The sequence below is a fragment of the Hymenobacter sublimis genome, assembly GCF_023101345.1.
Classification (GTDB): domain Bacteria; phylum Bacteroidota; class Bacteroidia; order Cytophagales; family Hymenobacteraceae; genus Hymenobacter; species Hymenobacter sublimis.
The window spans coordinates 1835643-1854232 of record NZ_CP095848.1 but is presented as its reverse complement, the minus strand read 5'-3'; the positions used below and the strand labels follow the sequence as shown (position 1 = coordinate 1854232).

General features: G+C 59.0%; 15 protein-coding genes. 10 read left to right on the top strand and 5 right to left on the bottom strand.

Annotation, left to right across the window (positions count from 1 at the left end; translation table 11 throughout):
- Positions 1 to 7 precede the first annotated feature (7 nt).
- Positions 8 to 685: a hypothetical protein gene (locus MWH26_RS07815; RefSeq protein WP_247976762.1), complete on the top strand. Its 678-nt coding sequence runs from the start codon at positions 8 to 10 to the stop codon at positions 683 to 685.
- 133 nt (positions 686 to 818) lie between these two features.
- Entirely contained in the window at positions 819 to 2768 is a 1950-nt protein-coding gene (locus MWH26_RS07810; protein ID WP_247976761.1) for a KUP/HAK/KT family potassium transporter, read from the top strand.
- 430 nt (positions 2769 to 3198) lie between these two features.
- Here the strand turns inward: MWH26_RS07810 and MWH26_RS07805 are convergent, their stop codons facing one another.
- Positions 3199 to 5007 carry a M61 family metallopeptidase gene (locus MWH26_RS07805; protein ID WP_247976760.1) on the bottom strand — a complete coding sequence of 603 codons (1809 nt, stop codon included), beginning with the start codon at positions 5005 to 5007 and terminating at the stop codon, positions 3199 to 3201.
- A 277-nt stretch (positions 5008 to 5284) separates the two neighbouring features.
- Between MWH26_RS07805 and MWH26_RS07800 the strand changes: the two genes are divergently transcribed.
- The 3 genes from MWH26_RS07800 (at position 5285) to MWH26_RS07790 (ending at position 7830) form a co-directional block, all read left to right on the top strand.
- Positions 5285 to 5836, top strand: a complete 552-nt coding sequence (locus MWH26_RS07800; RefSeq protein ID WP_247976759.1) for a C40 family peptidase — start codon at positions 5285 to 5287, stop codon at positions 5834 to 5836.
- 721 nt (positions 5837 to 6557) lie between these two features.
- The gene (locus MWH26_RS07795; RefSeq protein WP_188558637.1) at positions 6558 to 6998 is read left to right on the top strand and encodes a DUF2147 domain-containing protein; all 441 of its coding nucleotides are present in this window, start codon (positions 6558 to 6560) and stop codon (positions 6996 to 6998) included.
- A gap of 331 nt (positions 6999 to 7329) precedes the next feature.
- The gene (locus MWH26_RS07790) at positions 7330 to 7830 is read left to right on the top strand and encodes a hypothetical protein (protein WP_247976758.1); all 501 of its coding nucleotides are present in this window, start codon (positions 7330 to 7332) and stop codon (positions 7828 to 7830) included.
- Positions 7831 to 7924: 94 nt separating this feature from the next.
- On the opposite strand, the gene MWH26_RS07785 is transcribed toward MWH26_RS07790, so the two are convergent.
- Positions 7925 to 9943 (bottom strand): M1 family metallopeptidase, encoded by a 2019-nt coding sequence (locus MWH26_RS07785; protein ID WP_247976757.1) that lies wholly within the window; start codon positions 9941 to 9943, stop codon positions 7925 to 7927.
- Positions 9944 to 10096: 153 nt separating this feature from the next.
- Here MWH26_RS07785 and MWH26_RS07780 point away from each other — a divergent pair, with 153 nt between their 5' ends.
- Positions 10097 to 12349, top strand: coding sequence for a T9SS type B sorting domain-containing protein (locus tag MWH26_RS07780; protein WP_247976756.1), 2253 nt, complete (start codon positions 10097 to 10099; stop codon positions 12347 to 12349).
- An 80-nt stretch (positions 12350 to 12429) separates the two neighbouring features.
- On the opposite strand, the gene MWH26_RS07775 is transcribed toward MWH26_RS07780, so the two are convergent.
- The 3 genes from MWH26_RS07775 to MWH26_RS07765 all read right to left on the bottom strand — a co-directional run bounded on the left by MWH26_RS07775 (position 12430) and on the right by MWH26_RS07765 (position 14087).
- Entirely contained in the window at positions 12430 to 13074 is a 645-nt protein-coding gene (locus MWH26_RS07775) for a cytochrome c oxidase subunit 3 (RefSeq protein ID WP_247976755.1), read from the bottom strand.
- 442 nt (positions 13075 to 13516) lie between these two features.
- Complete coding sequence (locus MWH26_RS07770; RefSeq protein WP_247976754.1) at positions 13517 to 13861, bottom strand: hypothetical protein; 345 nt, start codon at positions 13859 to 13861, stop codon at positions 13517 to 13519.
- Positions 13854 to 14087, bottom strand: a complete 234-nt coding sequence (locus MWH26_RS07765) for a hypothetical protein (RefSeq protein WP_244696030.1) — start codon at positions 14085 to 14087, stop codon at positions 13854 to 13856. Before MWH26_RS07765 ends, MWH26_RS07770 begins: the two co-directional genes overlap by 8 nt.
- 219 nt (positions 14088 to 14306) lie before the next feature.
- On the opposite strand from MWH26_RS07765, the gene MWH26_RS07760 reads away from it, so the two are divergent.
- From MWH26_RS07760 to MWH26_RS07745, 4 genes are all read left to right on the top strand, one after another.
- The gene (locus MWH26_RS07760; protein WP_247976753.1) at positions 14307 to 15116 is read left to right on the top strand and encodes a TapB family protein; all 810 of its coding nucleotides are present in this window, start codon (positions 14307 to 14309) and stop codon (positions 15114 to 15116) included.
- Between the two features lie 32 nt (positions 15117 to 15148).
- Complete coding sequence (locus tag MWH26_RS07755) at positions 15149 to 15673, top strand: DUF4920 domain-containing protein (RefSeq protein WP_247976752.1); 525 nt, start codon at positions 15149 to 15151, stop codon at positions 15671 to 15673.
- A gap of 177 nt (positions 15674 to 15850) precedes the next feature.
- Positions 15851 to 18013 carry an NAD-dependent DNA ligase LigA gene (gene ligA / locus MWH26_RS07750; protein WP_247976751.1) on the top strand — a complete coding sequence of 721 codons (2163 nt, stop codon included), beginning with the start codon at positions 15851 to 15853 and terminating at the stop codon, positions 18011 to 18013.
- A 95-nt stretch (positions 18014 to 18108) separates the two neighbouring features.
- Positions 18109 to 18555 (top strand): rhodanese-like domain-containing protein, encoded by a 447-nt coding sequence (locus MWH26_RS07745; RefSeq protein ID WP_247976750.1) that lies wholly within the window; start codon positions 18109 to 18111, stop codon positions 18553 to 18555.
- The last annotated feature ends 35 nt before the right edge of the window (positions 18556 to 18590 follow it).

Here is an 18590-nt window from a genome sequence, read left to right as displayed (position 1 = left end):
TTCTCGAGTGCCAGCCCCGCTGTTGCCAGTGTATATCGTCGTGCCCCAGTGGGTGCGGACTTCCACGGCCGGCGGGGCTTTTTCGACCATGCCTGATTCTACTTCCCTTCCGCCCGCGTCTGACCCAGAGGATGTGATTCCCGCCCCGGCGGCCACCAGCAGCTCTGAGTTGCAGGAGCCGGAGTTGGGCTTTCAGCCCTTACCCCCGCCTCCCCCGCAGCACTTCCCGACCCTGCGCAGTGAAGACAGCCGGGTAGCTCTGACCAATGACGGGCTGGAAATCAACGATGAACTGTTCGGCTGGCGGGAGCTGGAAGGGGTGGATGTGCAACCGGTGCGCTGGCTGCTGGGCGTGCTGCTGGGCGGCTTTGTGCTCTGCGGCTTTATGTTGGGTTATCTGCAGTTCTGGCTGCACAGCATGCCAGCAGCCCTGGGCATGGGTGCTGGCGCTTTGCTCTTGGTGTGGGGCGTGCGGGGCACTAACCGCTGGCGCCTGCACCGACCCGGCCGGGAGCCGCGCCACTTCGCTTTTGCTGGCCCGGCCCGCAGTTGGCAGCAGTTGGCCAGCGAGGCAAATCTTCGCATTCGGCAGCGCCACAATGAGGCGGCTGCCACGGCGGCTTACTGGCTGCACGAGGCCGCGCAGCCACCTTTCCCCGCCCCCGACGCGCCAACAGTCTACTGATCTTGCGGCCTTATTGTCACTTTTTGCCAAGGCCTACGTAAGCGCGCCGGGACCGAAGCGCCGCATTCGTGTGCAACTACTACCTTTGGCCCCGCTTATTAAAAACGGCTATCCTCACTCTCTTCCTCCTCACATGGACGCCAAACACTCGCATACCGCCATTTCGACGGCTGGCTTGCTCATTGCCCTCGGCATTATTTACGGCGACATCGGTACTTCGCCGCTGTACGTAATGAGCGCCGTTCTGAAAAGCGCCCGGGTGCCTAACCTGATTGAGGCCAACTTGGTGCTGGGCGCCATTTCCTGCGTGCTCTGGACTCTAACGCTGCAAACCACCGTCAAGTACGTCATATTGACCCTCAATGCCGATAACAACGGGGAAGGCGGTATTTTCTCGCTTTACGCCCTCGTGCGGCGGCGCGGCGCCTGGCTGTCGGCCGTGGCTATTATTGGCGGCGCGGCCCTGCTGGCCGACGGGGTTATCACTCCTCCCATTTCCGTATCGTCGGCCATTGAGGGGTTGCGGGCCGTAAAGCCCGACATTCCTACGGTGCCCATTGTCATTGGCATTATTGCGGGCTTGTTCCTGCTACAAAGCTTTGGTACCCAGATTGTAGGCAAGGCATTCGGCCCAATTATGCTCCTGTGGTTTACCATGTTGGGCGTGTTGGGCGTAAGCTGGATTGTACAGAATCCCATTATTCTGAAGGCCATCAACCCCTACTACGCTTACGAGCTGCTGGCTGAATATCCGGGTGGTTTCTGGCTGCTAGGTTCGGTGTTCCTGTGTACTACCGGAGCCGAGGCGCTCTACTCCGACCTGGGTCACTGCGGCAAGGGCAACATCCGCATCAGCTGGGTATTCGTGAAAACCACCTTGATTCTGAACTACTTAGGCCAGGGCGCGTGGTTGCTGGCTCACCAGGGCCAGATGCTGGACGGTCGGAGCCCCTTCTATGCTCTGATGCCTCAGTGGTTCCTGCTCATCGGCATTGGCATTGCTACCATTGCCGCCATTATTGCCTCGCAGGCTTTGATTACGGGCTCGTTTACGCTGGTAGCGGAAGCTATTCGCCTGAATATGTGGCCCAAAGTGCGCCTCAACTACCCCACCGACGTGAAGGGCCAACTCTATGTGCCCAGCATGAACCGGTTGCTGCTGCTGGGCTGCATTGGGGTGGTGCTGTACTTTCAGGAATCCACGAACATGGAAGCGGCCTATGGCCTGGCCATCACGCTAACCATGCTCATGACTACCATCCTGCTCACTACGTGGCTGCACATGAAGCGGGTGCCGATGGCGGCCATTGTGCTCTTCGTGTTGGTGTACGGAGCTATTGAGGGCTCCTTCCTGATTGCCAACCTCATCAAATTCCCCCACGGCGGCTGGGTTTCGCTGGCCATTGGCTCCTCGTTGATGGCGGTAATGTACGTGTGGCTGCGGGCCTACTACATCAAGCGGCGCCTGACGGAGTTCGTGAAAATTGAGCCTTACATTGAGGCCCTGAAGCAGCTCTCCAATGATGAGTCGGTGTCGAAATACGCTACCCACTTGGTGTTCATGTCGTCGGCGGAGCGGCAGTCGGAAATCGAGTCGAAGATTATTTACTCCATCTTCCAGAAGCGCCCCAAGCGCGCCGACATCTACTGGTTTGTGCACGTGGACACCACCGATGAGCCGTATACGATGGAGTATAAAGTAACCGAATTGGCCCACGACGACGTGTTCCGGATTACGTTCCGCCTGGGCTTCCGGGTAGAGCAACGTATCAACCTCTACTTCCGCAAAGTAGTGGAGGACCTGGTGCGCAACAAGGAAGTGGACATCACCTCCCGCTACGAGTCTTTGAGCAAGCAGCACGTTACCGGTGACTTCCGCTTTGTAGTGCTGGAGAAATTCCTTTCGGTAGAAAACGAGTTTCCCATGGTTGAGAAGCTGGTAATGCAGGCTTACTTCTACATCAAGCAGTTCATTGCTTCCGAAGACAAGTATTTCGGCCTCGATACTAGCTCAGTAAAAGTGGAGAAAGTACCGCTAGTTATTACTCCAGTGCGGGAGGTAGCCCTTAAGCGCATCAAGTAACTGCGCTTGCCACCTCAAGTATCTGGCACCAAACCTGGACCAAAAAGCCCCGCTGATTTACAGCGGGGCTTTTTGCTGGGTAGCGCTGTCCGCGCCGGTTATCAATATATCAGCACCGGTAGTACTTACTCCAGAACCCGCGCAATCGAAGCACCGCTCCTGCCAACTATACTTTTATCATAATGAGCCAACCATCAGAGCCTAGGCTTGCTATAAGCACGTCATGCAGAGGCGCCGCTGAAGCAGCTCGCATACCAACGTTACCAATGTACTCTGACATCAGCACGCGAACTGCTTCGGTCCCGCCTCTGCATTATATTTTGATGGGTTACTGCCTATTTCCTTCCAAGCCTTTGAACTGAACAACTTACAGCAAAAAGCCCGGCATCCTAAGAGAAGGACGACGGGCTTTTTGCTGTAAGCTGCTACTTTATTTCTGCACGGGCAGCCACTTCGCTAGCACAACTTGCTGCTCAGGCGTGGGGCTTGCCTGGCGCTCAATACGGTAGCGACGTAGCGGGTTGGCCAGCAGCGGGAAGCTGATTTCTTTTACTAGCCCGTCGCGGTTTACGAGCAGCTTCACCTCAGAGCCGGGGGCCCGGTTGGCTAGCAGCCGGTTCACATCGTCGGTTACCCGGGCGCCATCAACGGCCAGAATTTCGTCGCCGACGCTTAGGCCACCCTGCCAGGCGCTGCCTTCGCGCACTACACTGGTTACGGTTTGCTTGCCGCCCGCCGGGCTAACGCTAGCGCCCAGGCTAGCCTCGGTAGCGGCTGCCGGAGCTACCCGGAGTTGCAGGCCGGCGTAGCCCAGGGCCTGCTCGTAGGGCAGGGTTTCAACCCCGTACACGTGGCGGCGGAAAAAGTCGTCGAAGCGGCGGCCGGCTACTTTGGCTACGGCATCCTGGTACTCCTCATCGGTGAAGCCCCGGCCCAGCTTTTTGTAGTACTGGTCGTAGAGGTAGCGCATCACGTCGTCAAGGTTTTTCTGGCCCTTGGTTTCGTTGATGATCATCAGGTCTAGCACGGCCCCGATAACCTCGCCTTTATCGTAGTAGCTAATGCCGGTGTTCGAGGAGTTTTCGTTGGGGCGGTAGTACTTGATCCAGGCATCGAAGCTCGACTCAGCGGCCGACTGCTGCCGGTTGCCGGGCGTATTTTCTACTCGGTTGATGCCGTTGCTCAGGTCACCCAAGTACTCATCGGGGCTTACGAAGCCCGCCCGCTGCACAATCAGGTTGCTGAAGTACTCGGTGCCGCCTTCGCTTACCCACAGCATGCGGGTGTAGTTTTCTTGGTCGTAGTTGAAGGGCCCCAGGGCCACCGGCCGGATGCGCTTCACGTTCCAGAGGTGGAAATATTCGTGGGCCACCAGCCCAAGGAAGCCTTTCCAGCCAGCCTCCGAGGAGTAGGCATTGCGCGACACCGACAGGGTAGTAGAAAACAAGTGTTCTAGGCCCCCAGTGCCCCGGTCGATGTTGTGCACAATGAACACGTAGCGGTCCAGCGGATTCTGCCCTACTACTTTCTGGGCTTGCTCGCACACGCGCTGCATGTCACGGGTTAGGCGAGCCGTGTCAACTTTTGGGTCGCCGAACATGGCCACCGTGTGGGGCGTACCGTTGGCCGTGAAGGTGTAGATCTTCTGATTCCCGATTTCAATCGGCGAATCAGCCAGCTCATCGTAGTTAGCGGCGCGGTACGTAAAGGTGCCGCCGGCCGGCTTCAAACTGGTGCTAACCTGGCTCCACCCAGCGGCTGGCTTTACTTCCAGGGTGCTGGGTAGTTGCTTTTCTTCGGCCGGGTACATAAATACGCTCGTGCCGTTGAGGTAGCCGTGGGCCGCATCAATAAAGCTGGTGCGCACGCTCAGCTCAAAAGCGTACACCCGGTAGCGCACCGCGAAGTTTTTGGCCTTGGGATGGTAAATGCGCCACGTATTCTTAGTGACTTTTTCTACCCGCAGCTTCTCAGTGCCCGCCGTAGCCTCAAAGCCCTCGACGTTTTTGGCAAACTCGCGCACCAGGTAGGAACCGGGCGCCCATACCGGCATTTTTACATCGGTAAAGGCTTTATTAAAGCCGTCCAGCTTCATTTCCACTTCAAAGTAGTGGGTTTGGGGCGCGGGCATGGACAGCGTATAGCGTAGGGTAGGCGCGGCTACTGCGGCCGAGCTAGCCTGGCTCAGCAGTAGTCCTAGGGCCGCTACCGCCAGCGGGCGGGCAAGGTGTAGGAGCATTCGAAAAGTGGGTGAGGTAGTAAAAGTGCCGTTGTGGTCGCCAAAGAACGGAGGAAACCGCTCAGGGCTGCAAAGTAATGGCGAAAATACACCCCAATGCGCCTGTCCGCCGCTCGAGCTAGGCCTAAACTTGCTCCCTACCTGCACCGTTAGCGTAGCGTCGAGTATCTTGGGGCTTACATTACCGCGGGCAGCTGGCAAACAATTTGCAACCAGTCGGTTTAAACTGTTTGCTATGCAATTGACCCTTGCCCGTCCCCGGCCCTTTTTTCCTGCTATGCGCTACGTCTGGCTAAGTTTTCTGCTCTTGGTAAGCGTAGTGGTAGGCTGGTCGATTTGGAGCCGGCAGGCTACCCCAGTAGCAGAAGGACGCCCGGAGCCCCCCACTACGCAGGCAGTTGCGTATGTTATCAGTAACAAGGCCACCCCACCCCGGGCCGACAGCGTGGTAGCGTTTGCCTTGCGCCAACTTGGTACCAACTACTGCTACGCCGGCAGCACCCCCGCTACTGGCTTCGACTGTTCCGGCTTCGTGAATTACGTGTTTGCCCGCTACCGCATACCCGTGCCCCATTCCACGGCCCTGCTTATCAGTACGGGCAAGGCAGTAGAACGAATCCAGGCCCGCCCCGGCGACATTGTGGTATTTACTGGTACGGCTACTACCTCTACTACCCCTGGCCACGCGGGCATCGTCATTAGTAAACCGGGCGAGCCACTACGCTTTGTGCATTCCTCTTCGGCTCGCCGCGAATCGGGCGTGAAAATCAGCCAAGTAGAAGGCACCGACTATGAGCGCCGCTTCATGCAAGTGCGCCGGGTGCTGTAAGTAAAATTGCGAATGGGTGACGAAGTAAGTTTGATGCTCCACTTGCTTGAGGGCTGTAAGTGGCACAAATAGCGCTAGCGGAATTCGCTTTATCACCCGTTCACCAACTCACTGTAAAAGAGCGATGCCCGGCCGCCTGTGCAGATCCTCTAAGCGAGGCTGCTGGGCGAACCGGGCATCTAATCCTTCAAATCTTACCAAGCGATGAGTCTGGGGTACAGCCCCATCATCCACTTATCCAGTAAGACCTTGCCAGAATGCGGGAAGTACTCAATTAGGAGTGCGTTCCGCGCGAAAGCTGTTGTTAAGCGCGTCCGGCGGTGAAGCGGACTACATTCGACAGGCTTGGCAGGATTTGTTTGGGACTACTAGACATTTTGTACCTCCTTTCTTTAGATCCGACATAACCCCGGCTGTGCTACCCAGCACCTTAGGGCTGCTTGGCAGGGGCTGTAGCACTCGCTACGACAGGTAAAGTTAAAATCCCCCTGGATGGTTCAAAATAAAAACACCATTATTTATGCCCCTGGCCGCATTTTTTATTCATGTTGCTGACCATCAACTGGTTTTAGTACCCAGATTATTTACAAAAAAGCCTCGGCAGTAAGTTGGCCTCAAACTTGCCACGCTTATTTCCGGGAAAAACAGGCGTCATTCGTTTTATTCACGAGTTTTCCCCTATCTTTTTTCCCACAAACTCCCATCTATCATTTCACTTACCATGAAAAAAATTCTGTTCCTCTGCTTGGGCATGTTCCTGGGCTTGCTAGGGGCGGCTTCGGCTCAATCTCTCTCCCCGCTCGGAGTATGGACGAACGCCGAGAAAAAGGCCACCTTCGAGATTTACAAGTGTGGCGACAAGCTGTGCGGTAAAATCGTGAGCCTTACTGTGCCGAACGACCCCAAAACCGGCAAGCCCAAAACCGACACGATGAACCCCGAGCCTAAGCTTCGTAATCGTCCGCGCCTGGGCATGGTGTTCATGCAAGGTTTTGAGTACGACGACGATAACAAGTGGGACGATGGCAAAATCTACGACCCAGAAAGCGGTAAAACGTATTCCTGCTACATGAAAATGCTGAACGCTAACAGCATGGAAGTGAAAGGATACATCGGCTTCTCCATGATTGGTAAGTCGCAAACCTGGACTCGGGTTAAATAACCTGCCTCGTGCGCTTCCATACTGCCAAGGCGGTGCTCCTTACTAGGGGCACCGCCTTTTTTTGTGCTCGCCAGCGCAGGTTGTGGCACTGTGCTTGCGTTGCAGCGGGGCAAGGCAGGGAATACTGTGCGGCTAGTAATGCCGAGATTAAAACCATTTTACCGGGCCCCTGTTGTCCTGTAAATCAATCCTACTACGTTGTTGAATCTGTTCAAACGGTTTTTTTTCTGGCTCTGCTCCCGCTTCTGCCGACTGGCAGCCGCTGCAGCGAAGCGCGGCCGAGGAGCAGGTACGCCAGCAGTGGATTGCGCAGCAAGTGTACCTGAACTGGATGGGCCCTTACTTCAAGGCCTACCACTACCAGAAAGCGGGCCTGCCCGGTGGCACGTTTCGAGTGCAGCTGGCCCGGGACACCAAGCGGCCCGGAGCCGTGTTTCTGTATGACCCCAGCATTGGGCCCGGTAATTTCCGGCACCTGTTTGACTTCATCCGGGACCGAATTCTCAGCTTAGGCTACCATCTGGGGGCATCCAGTCACCGCACGGTGCGCCATGAGCAGTACACGGAAAGCACCCAAAAGCACTTCCTGAAGCCCCAACCCCACGACTGCACCAATACCGGCCGCTGCAACCAGCGCTACGGTAACATCATCCTGGACCTGGTGAGCATCAATGGGCAGCCGGGCTTTCTGCGGCTGCTCAGCAATCCTTTCACCGATTCTATCTTCACGCCGGCTCACTCGTTTGACGAGCTTATTGACGCGGTATTCAACTTCCCCTCGGCCCCGCCAGAAGTAGCCGCGCTTATCAAACAGTATAGAAATCTTTCCTAGTGGTGGTGGTGCGAGGGAAACCTTGAAGCCCAGTAAAAAGCCGCCGATACAGTCGTATCGGCGGCTTTTTACTGGGCGCTACACTTGGCAAGTCTTACTCCGCGGCGCGCACAAACCGGGCCTGCGCAATCAGGCCCTCCTGCCCTAGGAGGCGCAGGTGATAGATGCCGGGCGCCAGCGCCGCCGTGTACAGCACGGGTGCCGCTGAGGTTATAGGCTGGCGCAGCACTACCCGACCGGTTGCGTCCGTAACTTCAGCCGTAGCTCGGCCACCACTAAAATCGGCCAGGCGCAACTGGTCCTGGCAGGGGTTTGGGTACACGGTAATGGTAGCCTCGTTAGCTCCCAGCCGCGTGCTGGTTACCAGCGCATTGTCGCGGGTGATAGGGCCAGTGCCATTAAGTAACCACTGGTCGGGGTCGACGGTGATGCTGCTGATAGGGCGCGACTCCGCTACGGCCGCTGACACTACCGGCTGGTACTGCGGCAGCCGAATGGTGCGGGTCGTGCCATCCGTAAACGTGAGACGGTAGTCGACATCGGTGGCGAAAAAGGACGTTACCGTGGGCATGGAGGTAGTTTCGGTATTCTGAAGGTAAACCAACCCGCCGGCCTGGTTCCAGCGCACAGAAAACGTGGGGTAGCCTTCCCCCCGGAACCACTGGTCAAAGAAATATTGCAGGGAGCGGCCGGCTTCCTGCTCAAACACGCGCTGCAGGTCGCGGGTGCGGGCGGTGCGGCCGGCGTAGGTGCTCTGGTAGGTACGCAGGGCCCGGAAAAACTTTACGTCATCGTTGAGTAGGTAGCGCAGCATATGAACCACGGCGGCTCCTTTCTTATACGAGAGACGAGAATTGAAAATGCGGCTGACGTTGGTGGTATCGGGCACGAAAACGCTACCGCCCGGCTGACTCATGGCCGAAGTATGCGCCTGATTCATCCAGGAAAGCGCCGTGGCTGACCCAATAAGCTGATTCAGGGCCAGGTACTCCCCGTAGGAAGCAAAGCCCTCATTGAGCCAGATATCCTCCCAGGCTCCGCAGGTCACGTTGTTGCCAAACCACTGGTGCATCAGTTCGTGGGCCGTGAGCGTGAAGGTGAAGCCGTACTGCGTCGTCATGGTTTGGTGCTCCATGCCGCCCCCAATGGGCGCCATGCAGTGGCCGTATTTCTCATTGGCAAAGGGGTACAGCCCCACGATGTCGGAGAAGTATTCGATGAAGCCGGGGGTGCGGTCTATCTCCGTGCGTTGGTCGTTCAGGGCCTTTTGGTTATACAGGTAGTTGACGATGGGAATGCGGGGGCCGCCCGTGGGATTGGCATAGTTTACATACTCCACGTAAGGCCCCACGGCCACCGAAATCAGGTAGTAGTCGATGGGGTGGCGGGATTTCCACTCGTGCCGCACCCGGTTGTTAGGTAGCGGGGTAGATTTCTGCAGCACCCCATTGGAGCCCACTTTATTGGTGGCGGCAGTAGAAACCCAAACGTCGGATGAATCGGCCTTATCCGTGAGCACCTGTTTGCAGGGCCACCACTCATAGGCGTTGTAGGGCTCCGACAGGCTCCAGGTGGTGCTCACGCCGTAGGTGGGGTCGGTGCGGGTATCAAGGGCGTTGCCAATGGCGGCGGAGTTACCGTTAGGAGCCGTGCCCCGGTAGTAAATCAGGGCGTTGAACAAGGTATTGGGTGCCACGGGCTGGGTTAGCCCTACGGTCACATCGCCCATGCCTACCCGGCGCAGCCCGGCGCTCCGACGGCCGTTTACTACCACGGAGTCAATAGCATAGGTAGAATACAGCTCAAAGGCCAGCGAGTCGAGGGGTTGCGCTCCGGTGCGGGCCCTGATGGTGACGGCTCCACTTACGGCGCGAGTAGTGTTGGTCAGGTCCAGGTCCAGCTTGTAATACGTTACGTCGTAGCGGGCCATTTTCTGCCGGTGGCTCAGGCTGGCGTAAGCCGGACGGGCAACCCGATTGTGCGTCTGCGCGCAGGCCTCAGCGGCGGCTCCGTTCAGGTCGGCGGCCGCCGGAGGGTAGGCAGGCAGCTGGGCGGCCGCGGGCAGGCAACGCAGCAGACCCACTAAAGTGAGGGCGTAAAGGAAGGGACGCATAGGGCAGATGATGGACGAACAGAACACAAAGACGGGCAAAAAAGCTGGCTATGAAAGGTACGCAGCAGGCAACAGAAAAAACCAAAAAGGTAGGACTCCCGGCGACTCGGGTTGTATCTTTCGTCATTGCTCCCTGAATAGCTGCGCTGCTCTATGCCAACTTCTACTCTTGTTACTTTTGTTCGAACTGGCTTTTTGCTGTGGCTGCTGTGTGTGCTGGCTCCGGCGGCACGGGCTACCCATATTGTAGGTGGCGAGCTTGATTTACAACACGTTAGCGGCTCTACCTACCAGTTAAGCTTGAACCTGTATTTTGATGCTGTAAACGGACAGCCCGGCGCCCTAGACCCGGAACTGACGGCCAGCATCTTCGAGAAAGGCACCAACCGCCGCCTGCTAGACGTGCCGCTACCCCTGACCAATAACACCTTGGTCAGCTACACCAACCCCGCCTGCACCACGCCCAGCCTCGTGACGAGGCGCTTGGTATACACTCGCCCAATTTCGCTCGGCGACCAGACCTTCACTAGCCCCAACGGCTACTATGTGGCCGTGGAGCGCTGCTGCCGCAACAACGGCATCAGCAACATCCTGGACCCCGGCGGGGCGGCCCAAACGTTCTACCTAGAGTTTCCGGCGGTGGTGCGCAACGGACAGGCCTTCCGCAATTCTACCCCCCGCATCTTTCCGCCCCTGAGTGATTATGCCTGCCGGGGCGAGCTGTTCTACTACAACTTCGGGGGCCAGGACACCGACGGTGACTCCCTGGTGTATGACCTAGTAACGCCCCTGAATGGCTATTCCAACACGATTGTTCCCAAGCCAGACCGTGCCCAACCGGCCCCGTACAGCACAATACGCTGGGCTGATAGTCTGTCCGTCACCCGCCAGATTCCGGGCAATCCTACCCTGAGTATTGGGCGGCTCACGGGCCGGCTGGAAGTGCGGCCTACCCGGCTGGGTCTGTTCGTGTTTGGGGTGCGCTGCACAGAATACCGCAAGGGCGTGCGGCTAGGCGAAACCCGGCGCGATTTTCAACTCAAAGTTATTTCCTGCCCTACCAACGCCCGGCCGAAGGTGGTCATGCAGGTGCCCAACCGCCGCCAGCCCTACCAAGTCGGCCGCGATACGCTACGCCTGCAACCCGGCAGCAACCGCTGCTTCACGCTCAAGTTCACCGATTCTGACCCCACCTCAGCCCTGACGTTGTCGCTGAGCCCGGTGAATTTTACGGCTCCTCTTCCTACCCTGAGCACCCTGCAAGGAACCGTGCGCACGCCCGGCGCCCCCGATACCATCGTGTCGCGGCTCTGCTTCCCGGACTGCTTCAACACCAAGGGTAAGGTGTACCTGCTGGATGTGATTGTGGCCGATAACGGGTGCAGCCTGCCCAAGCGCGACACCGTGCGGGTAGCCGTCACCTCCGTACCCGAGCCCAACGCCGCCCCGCTCCTGCGCACTACGGCCGTGCTCCCCCTGCGCGCCCGCCCCGGCGACCTGATTACCTTCGACTTGGTAGCCACCGACCCTGACAACGACCCTATCACGTTAGAAATGACCGGCCGAGGCTTCACGCCCGGCAGCGTGGGGGCGCAGCTCACCCAAGTGCAAACCAACGGTCAGCTTACCGGGCGCTTTACTTGGCGCGTTGACTGCCGGGCCGTGGATAAACCGCTGTATGAGTTTGAGTTTACAGCGGCAGCCGCGCCCTGCGCCGACCGCCAAGCCACTACCCTCGTCATTCCAGTGCAGATTGACTACGTGAACCGCCCCCCGCAGCTAACCAGCCCATTTCCGGCCCCAACGGCGGGTTCTCCTACCCCGGCTCCGTTGGTCATTAAGCGGCCAATTGGGGGCGTGTATGAGGCCTCCCTTTCGGGCCTAGACGTGGATGTGGATGCGCTGACGCTCTCGGCCGCTGGCGCTGGCTTCGACCTGGCCGCGGCGGGAATGACGTTTGTGGCGCGCAACGGCACTGGCCAAGCTAGTGGGGTATTTCGCTGGGAAGCCAACTGCGAGGCCGTGCGCCTGAATGGCTTGGAAGTTACGTTTACCCTTCAGGAAAGCACCTGCCGGCCCCAGCCCCAAACCCGCGTGGTGCGCTTTGAAGTGGAGCAGCCACCCGTGCCGGACTTCCTGCCGCCCAACGTCATTACCCCCTACCAGCGCGACGAAAAGAACGACTACTTCGAGCTGGACAACGTGAAAAACAACCTGCCGCCCGATTTCTGCGAATCTCGTTTTGCCGACCTCGAAATTTTTAACCGCTGGGGCAATCGGGTGTATCGCACCACCAACCGCAGCTTCCGCTGGGACGGCGGTGGCCTACCAGCCGGCGTGTATTACTACCTCATTGAGTTCACGGACAAGAAACGCTACAAAGGCACCGTAACTATTGCCAATTAAGCAGCACCGTGAGGATACCGCATCAAAAAAGCCCGGCTTGGCCGGGCTTTTTTGTGTGAGCAAGCTTTCGGGGCCAGTCGCTAATACAGAAACAAAAAAGCGGCAAACAGTGCCACCCAGAGCACGTCGATGAAATGCCAGTAGATGGTAATCATGCGCAGCTGCAGGCGACGGTAGGGGTTGCGGATAAATACCAGGCTGCGCACCGCGTCGCGGGCGGCGGTGTGGGTGCGCAACAGCAGGGCCAGCAGAAACAGCATGCCGCCCAGCAGGTGCGCCACGTGCAGGGCCGAGAGCAAGTAAACAAACGTACCGCTGGCCACACCGTCTAGCAGCACACCTTGGGCCATTAGCTCCCGCCAGCCTAGCACCTGCAGGCCTGCAAACACGCTGCTCAGCAGCAAGGTAGCGCCCAGGCAGCGGGCCAGCCCCACCAGGTCGTCGCGGGTGTAGAGGTGGCGGGCCTGGTTGATGGTGTAGCTGCTGATCAGCAGCACGATGGTGCTGAGGGAGAAGAAGCGTGGTAGCGGGTAGATGCCGGTGGGCGTGTCGCTTTGGCTGCGGGTATACATATAGGCCACCACCAGCATCAGGAACAATACCCCAATGCCGGCCAGGCCCAGGTACAGCATCAGGAGCAGCGGCGGCACTCCCTCTATGCGCTGAAAAGCCGAGGCGGCCCGACCGGCGCCAATTTTATTGGTACGTTCTTGATCAGAATTCATGAGCTGAAAAGCAGGGCTGGGTGCGAGTAAGCAAACCAATCTGAAGCCCTTTAGTTCCGGCCTCTAAGGGCTGATCTGCGGGCAAGGGCCTCTGAGCAAGATACGGAAAAACGTTCCGCTCCGCGCGTGCTTTTTTCGGGCCAAAACCCTGATTGCCAACTGGCGGACGACTCCTACCGCGCGGCAACCCGACGGCTTATCTGGCCGCAAAAAAGAACGTCCTGCGGAGCCGGCGGCGAAGCATCTCGCACGCTGATGTCAGGTTTGCTACCCCAACGATTCAAGCGAGATGCTTCGCCTCCGGCTCTGCAGGACAGTTGTTGCACTACCTATTAACAGCTCTAACTCAGTACAGACATTTCTGATTCGGCCTTCTGCTCGGCTCAGTGTACTCCCGCCACGCGCAAGGCTTGCCTGCTCACACGGGGTAGCCCTGCAGTTGCTACCCACGAAAAAATGACCCGATTTTGCCGAGCACAGCGTTCAGGGTAATCTTGGCGGAGCGGCCCGTGCCGAAAGTAACGTGGGTTTTGCCTGCTACCCGCATATCCAGCACCAAACCCAGCTGCAGGGCTAGGTCGTTGAGTTGCTGGAGCGGGTCGGGGGCGTTGGGATTTTTGGGTTTGGGTGGGGCGTTGGGGTCCTTGGGCGGGCCGCTGGTTATTTTGTCGAAGACGCGCTGGCTGGGAAAGTTGATGATGAGGTAGCCCCCAGAGCCCGCTATCTGCACGTCGTCCCCGTCAAGGGTAATGACCAGCCGGGCCTCAATATCGAGTCCGTTAGCCAAGGGTGCTAGAGTTTGCGGGCGGAAGGGCACCGGAGGGCGGATTTTCGCCCCGGGTACGAATGCGCAGCGAGCCGTTCAGGCGCCAAGTGGTGGGCGTGGCTGGGTTGGCCGGATTGGGCACTTGCAACTCCATTTGCTCAAAGTTGAGGGCTACCTCTACCCCACCCGAAAGCTTGGAGAGCAGTGAAGCGGCCGTATCGGCCCAGGAAGTAGGTTGTTCTGGCATAGATCTACAATAAAAAGGAAGATGTGAGCAGTAGCGGCCGCGGAAGCTACCCCCGACCGGCCCGGTAAGAAACGGCGCGGCGCGGGGCAAGTTACGAGATGACGCTGGCAAGACCTTTGTGTAAGGCCACCGTGCAGCTACGGTTAGCGGTTTAGCATCAAAACTCAACCGTCTGCGTATGCAGCCCAACGGCTGATTTTCTTCCTTTTTCTTTGCCTTATGCCCCGATTTCATTTGCTGGCAGCCGGTCTGACCGCCTGCCTGGCCGCTTCTCCCGCCCTGGCCCAAACACTGCCGCCGGTTGATTGCGCCCACCCCTTCGGCCTTTACGATAATATGGAGCTAGTGTATCAGCTCCAGGATGCCAGCGGCAAAACAACCGGCACCATGCGCAACCGGGTGGTCAGCCTGAGCTCAGAGCAGAATAAGAAACAGACCATTACTACCAATTCAGTGCTGTTGAAAAGCGGCACCTACGACCCCAAAAACAAGCTTCTGCGCCTACAGGACCTTACCTACCGTTGCCGCCAGGACACCAGCTTCACCGATGGATCGGCTGAGCTGAGCCCCGAGAGCCTACGCTCCTTCCGCGACCGGCGCTTTGTCTACGCGCCCGTACCCCTGGCCTGGCCCAATCAGCCCACCGTCGGCTCCCAACTGCCCCAGGGCGGTATTTCGGTGCAGGTGAGCAGCACGGCTGTCGATATTGCCAAGGTGTACACCACCGTGCATAAGCGCCGCATAACGGGCACCGAAACGGTGACAACGCCAGCCGGCTCCTTTGCCTGCTACAAGGTGGAAGCCGAGCGGGAAAGCGCCACTGCCGCCCGCGCCGACATGGTCATGCGCAACGCAGTGCGGGTAGTCGACTATTACTCGCCGGCCGTGGGCATCGTGAAAAGCGAAGTGTACGACAAGAAGGGCAAGCTGGAACAGGTGCGCCTGCTAACGGCCATTAACACGGGAGCACCGGCCGGCAGTACTGACCAACCCAAAGAGAAGGAGAAATACAAGGTCAAAAAATCGTAAGTTGAGAGCTGAACCCAACAATTCTCCTTGCTATGCCCCTGCTTAATCCACTCACCGGCGTCCTGGGCTTGCTAGTGCTGGCCGCTTGCCAACCCCAAACCGAAACCACTACCGCCAAAACAACGGCTACCACAACGCCGGTAGCCGCCACCGCGGGCACCACGGGCACCACCTACGGGGCCCCCATTACGGCCGCAGGCGCCCAGCCGGTTTCGGCCCTAAACAGCTTACTGGGTCAGCAAGACTCGGCGCGGGTGAAGCTGGTAGGCACTGCTACGGCCGTGTGCCAAGCCAAGGGCTGCTGGCTTACGCTGCAGGCGCCCAACGGGGAGCCCATGCGAGTGCGGTTCAAGGATTATGCCTTCTTCGTGCCCAAGGATATTACCGGCAAAACCGTGGTGATTGACGGCTGGGCCCACCGCGAAACGGTGCCGGTTTCCGATTTGCAGCACTACGCCAAAGACGCCGGCAAATCAGACCAGGAAGTGGCCGCCATTACCCAGCCCCAACAGCAGCTGAACTTCGAAGCCAGCGGCGTGCTAGTGGCCGACAAATAGGCTCTGCTTTATATAAAAAAAGCCCCGCAGTCCGGGGCTTTTTTTATGGCCGACCGTAACCAACCGACGCCCAAAATCGGGGGAACGGGGCAACGTGGTTTGGCGTACCTGGGAAGAACCGCGCCCCGTCAACTTAGTAGCGCAGTTAGTAGCTTGCAGCCCCAACCCGTGCCTTCCATGCCCGCCGACGACAACATTCAGCACCAGATAACGGCCCTCACCGAGCGCCTGCACCACCTTAACTACCAATATTACCAGCGCGACATCTCGGAAGTGCCCGACCAGGAGTTCGACCAGATGCTGGCCCAGCTGGCCCAACTGGAAAAGGACTACCCCCAGTTTGCCCACCCCAACTCGCCTACTCAGCGCGTGGGCGGCACCATCACGAAGCAATTTCCTACGGCTGAGCACCGCTACCCCATGCTTAGCCTGGGCAATACCTACTCCGAGGCTGACCTGCGAGAGTTTGATGAGCGGGTGCGCCGCGGGCTGGAAGGTGCCGCCGTGCAGTACGTGTGTGAGCTGAAGTTTGACGGGGTAGCCATGAGCCTAACCTACCAGGACGGCCAACTCACGCAGGGTGTCACGCGCGGCGACGGTACCCGCGGCGACGTGGTAACCAGCAACGTGCGCACCATTCGCAACCTGCCCCTGCACCTGCGCCCCGCCGGCCCGCCCCAACCCGCTGACTTTGAGGTACGCGGCGAAATATTCATGCCCCTGCCGGTTTTTGCCGAGTTGAATGCTGAGCGGGAAGCCAACGGGGAAGCCCTGCTGGCCAATCCGCGCAACGCCGCCAGCGGGGCCCTCAAGCTCCAGGACTCGGCGCTGGTGGCAGCCCGCAAGCTGCGGTTTTTCGCCTATTCCTTCCTGATGCCGGGCCGGAGCATGTTCCCTACCCACAGCGCGTCGCTGGAAGCCCTGCACGCCTGGGGCCTACCCGTATCCGACACCTGGCGGGTGTGCGGCACCATAGAGCAAGTGCTGGATTTCGTGCACGAGTGGGATAAGAAGCGGTTTACGCTTCCGGTTGCTACCGATGGCATTGTTATCAAGGTCGACGATTTCCGCCAGCAGGAGCTACTGGGCTTCACGGCCAAAAGCCCCCGCTGGGCCATTGCCTACAAGTACCCGGCCGAAGCCGCCCGTACGCGCCTGCACACCATTCAGTACCAGGTGGGCCGCACGGGCGCCGTAACGCCCGTGGCCCTGCTCGACCCCGTGCCCCTGGCTGGCACCGTGGTCAAGCGCGCCTCCGTGCACAACGCCAACCAGATTGCGGCCCTCGACTTGCGTCTCGGCGACTTGGTTTTCGTGGAGAAAGGCGGTGAAATCATCCCCAAAATCACGGGCGTTGATTTGGCTTCCCGCCCCGCCAATGCCGTGCCCATCATCTACCCCACCGAATGCCCGGCCTGCGGCACGCCCCTGATCCGGCCCGAGGGTGAGGCCCACTTCCGCTGCCCCAATGAGCGGGCCTGCCCCCCCCAACTCAAGGCCAAGCTAGAGCACTTCGTTTCGCGCAAGGCCCTGGACATTGATGGGCTGGGCGCCGAAACCGTGGGGCGGTTCTTTGATCTGCGGTTGGTTTCGAATGCGGCCAGCCTCTACGACCTGCCCGCCAAAGCTGCCGAGCTGGCCCAATTAGAGCGCATGGGTGAAAAATCGGTGCAGCGCCTGCTCACGGGCCTGGAGCAGAGCAAGCAAATTCCGTTCGACCGGGTACTGTTTGGCCTGGGCATCCGCTACGTGGGCGAGACGGTAGCCGAAAAGCTCGCTCAGCACTACCGCACCATGGATGCCCTGGCCGCAGCCTCAGCCACGGAGCTGGCGGCCGTGCCGGAGGTAGGCGGCGTTATTGCCGAGTCGGTGGCGGCGTGGTTTCAGGAGCCGGAGAATCGCCAGCTGATTGAGGGCCTGCGGGCGGCGGGCCTGCAACTGGCCCTGACCGGCGAGGCTCCGCAGCCCCAGAGCGACCGGCTGGCGGGCCTCACCTTTGTCCTTTCGGGCGTGTTTGAGCAGCACAGCCGGGAGGCGTTGCAGCACCTGATTCAGCAGAACGGGGGCAAGATTACCGGTAGCATCAGCAAGAAGCTCAGCTACTTAGTAGCCGGCGACAAAATGGGCCCCGCCAAGCGCGAGAAAGCCACCGAACTGAAAGTACCCATCATCACCGAGGACGAGTTGCTGGCCATGCTGCCTACCAGCTTCGACGCGGAAGATGCCGTGCTAGACCAAATGCTGGGCGATTCTACAGCAGCGGCTCCTACCCCTGCGGCAGCCACCGCAACTGGCCAGACCCCATCTGCTGGGGCGGGTGAGCAAGGCAGCTTGTTCTAAGTCTCTCAGCCAGAATGAGTAACTAGCAACCCCTGGCGCAACTTCTTCGCGCCAGGGGTTGTCCTTGTCATATACTTCCCACTATTCCCTTTTATATGTTCCGTTTTGCCTTGTTGGCTGCCGGTCTGATCAGTTCTGCCGGGGCCCACGCCCAAATGTCCGTCCCGGCAGCCCAGCCTCATGCTCCGGCGGCAGTACCCATGGTGAACATCGGGACCATAACCAGGCCCAGCGTGCCAGTGGCGGACTTGGCGGAGGTAAAGCAAGCCCTGGCCCAGCCCGGCACCGTGCTGCTGGATGTGCGCACGCCCGCTGAGTTTGCCGCCGGCCACCTATCTGGAGCGCAAAACGTGGATTTCCGCGCCCCTGATTTTGCCCAACGGATGGCCCTGCTCGACCCCAAGAAACGCTACGTGCTCTACTGCGCCTCCGGCAACCGCAGCGGTAAAGCCGCGGTACTTCTGCAAGAAAAAGGCTTTCAGAAAGTACTAAATGCTGGCGGCTTTCAGGCCCTAAAAGAAGGCGGGCTACCTGCCCAGTAGAAGTAAACACTCCGCCCGACTGCCTGTGGTGAGGG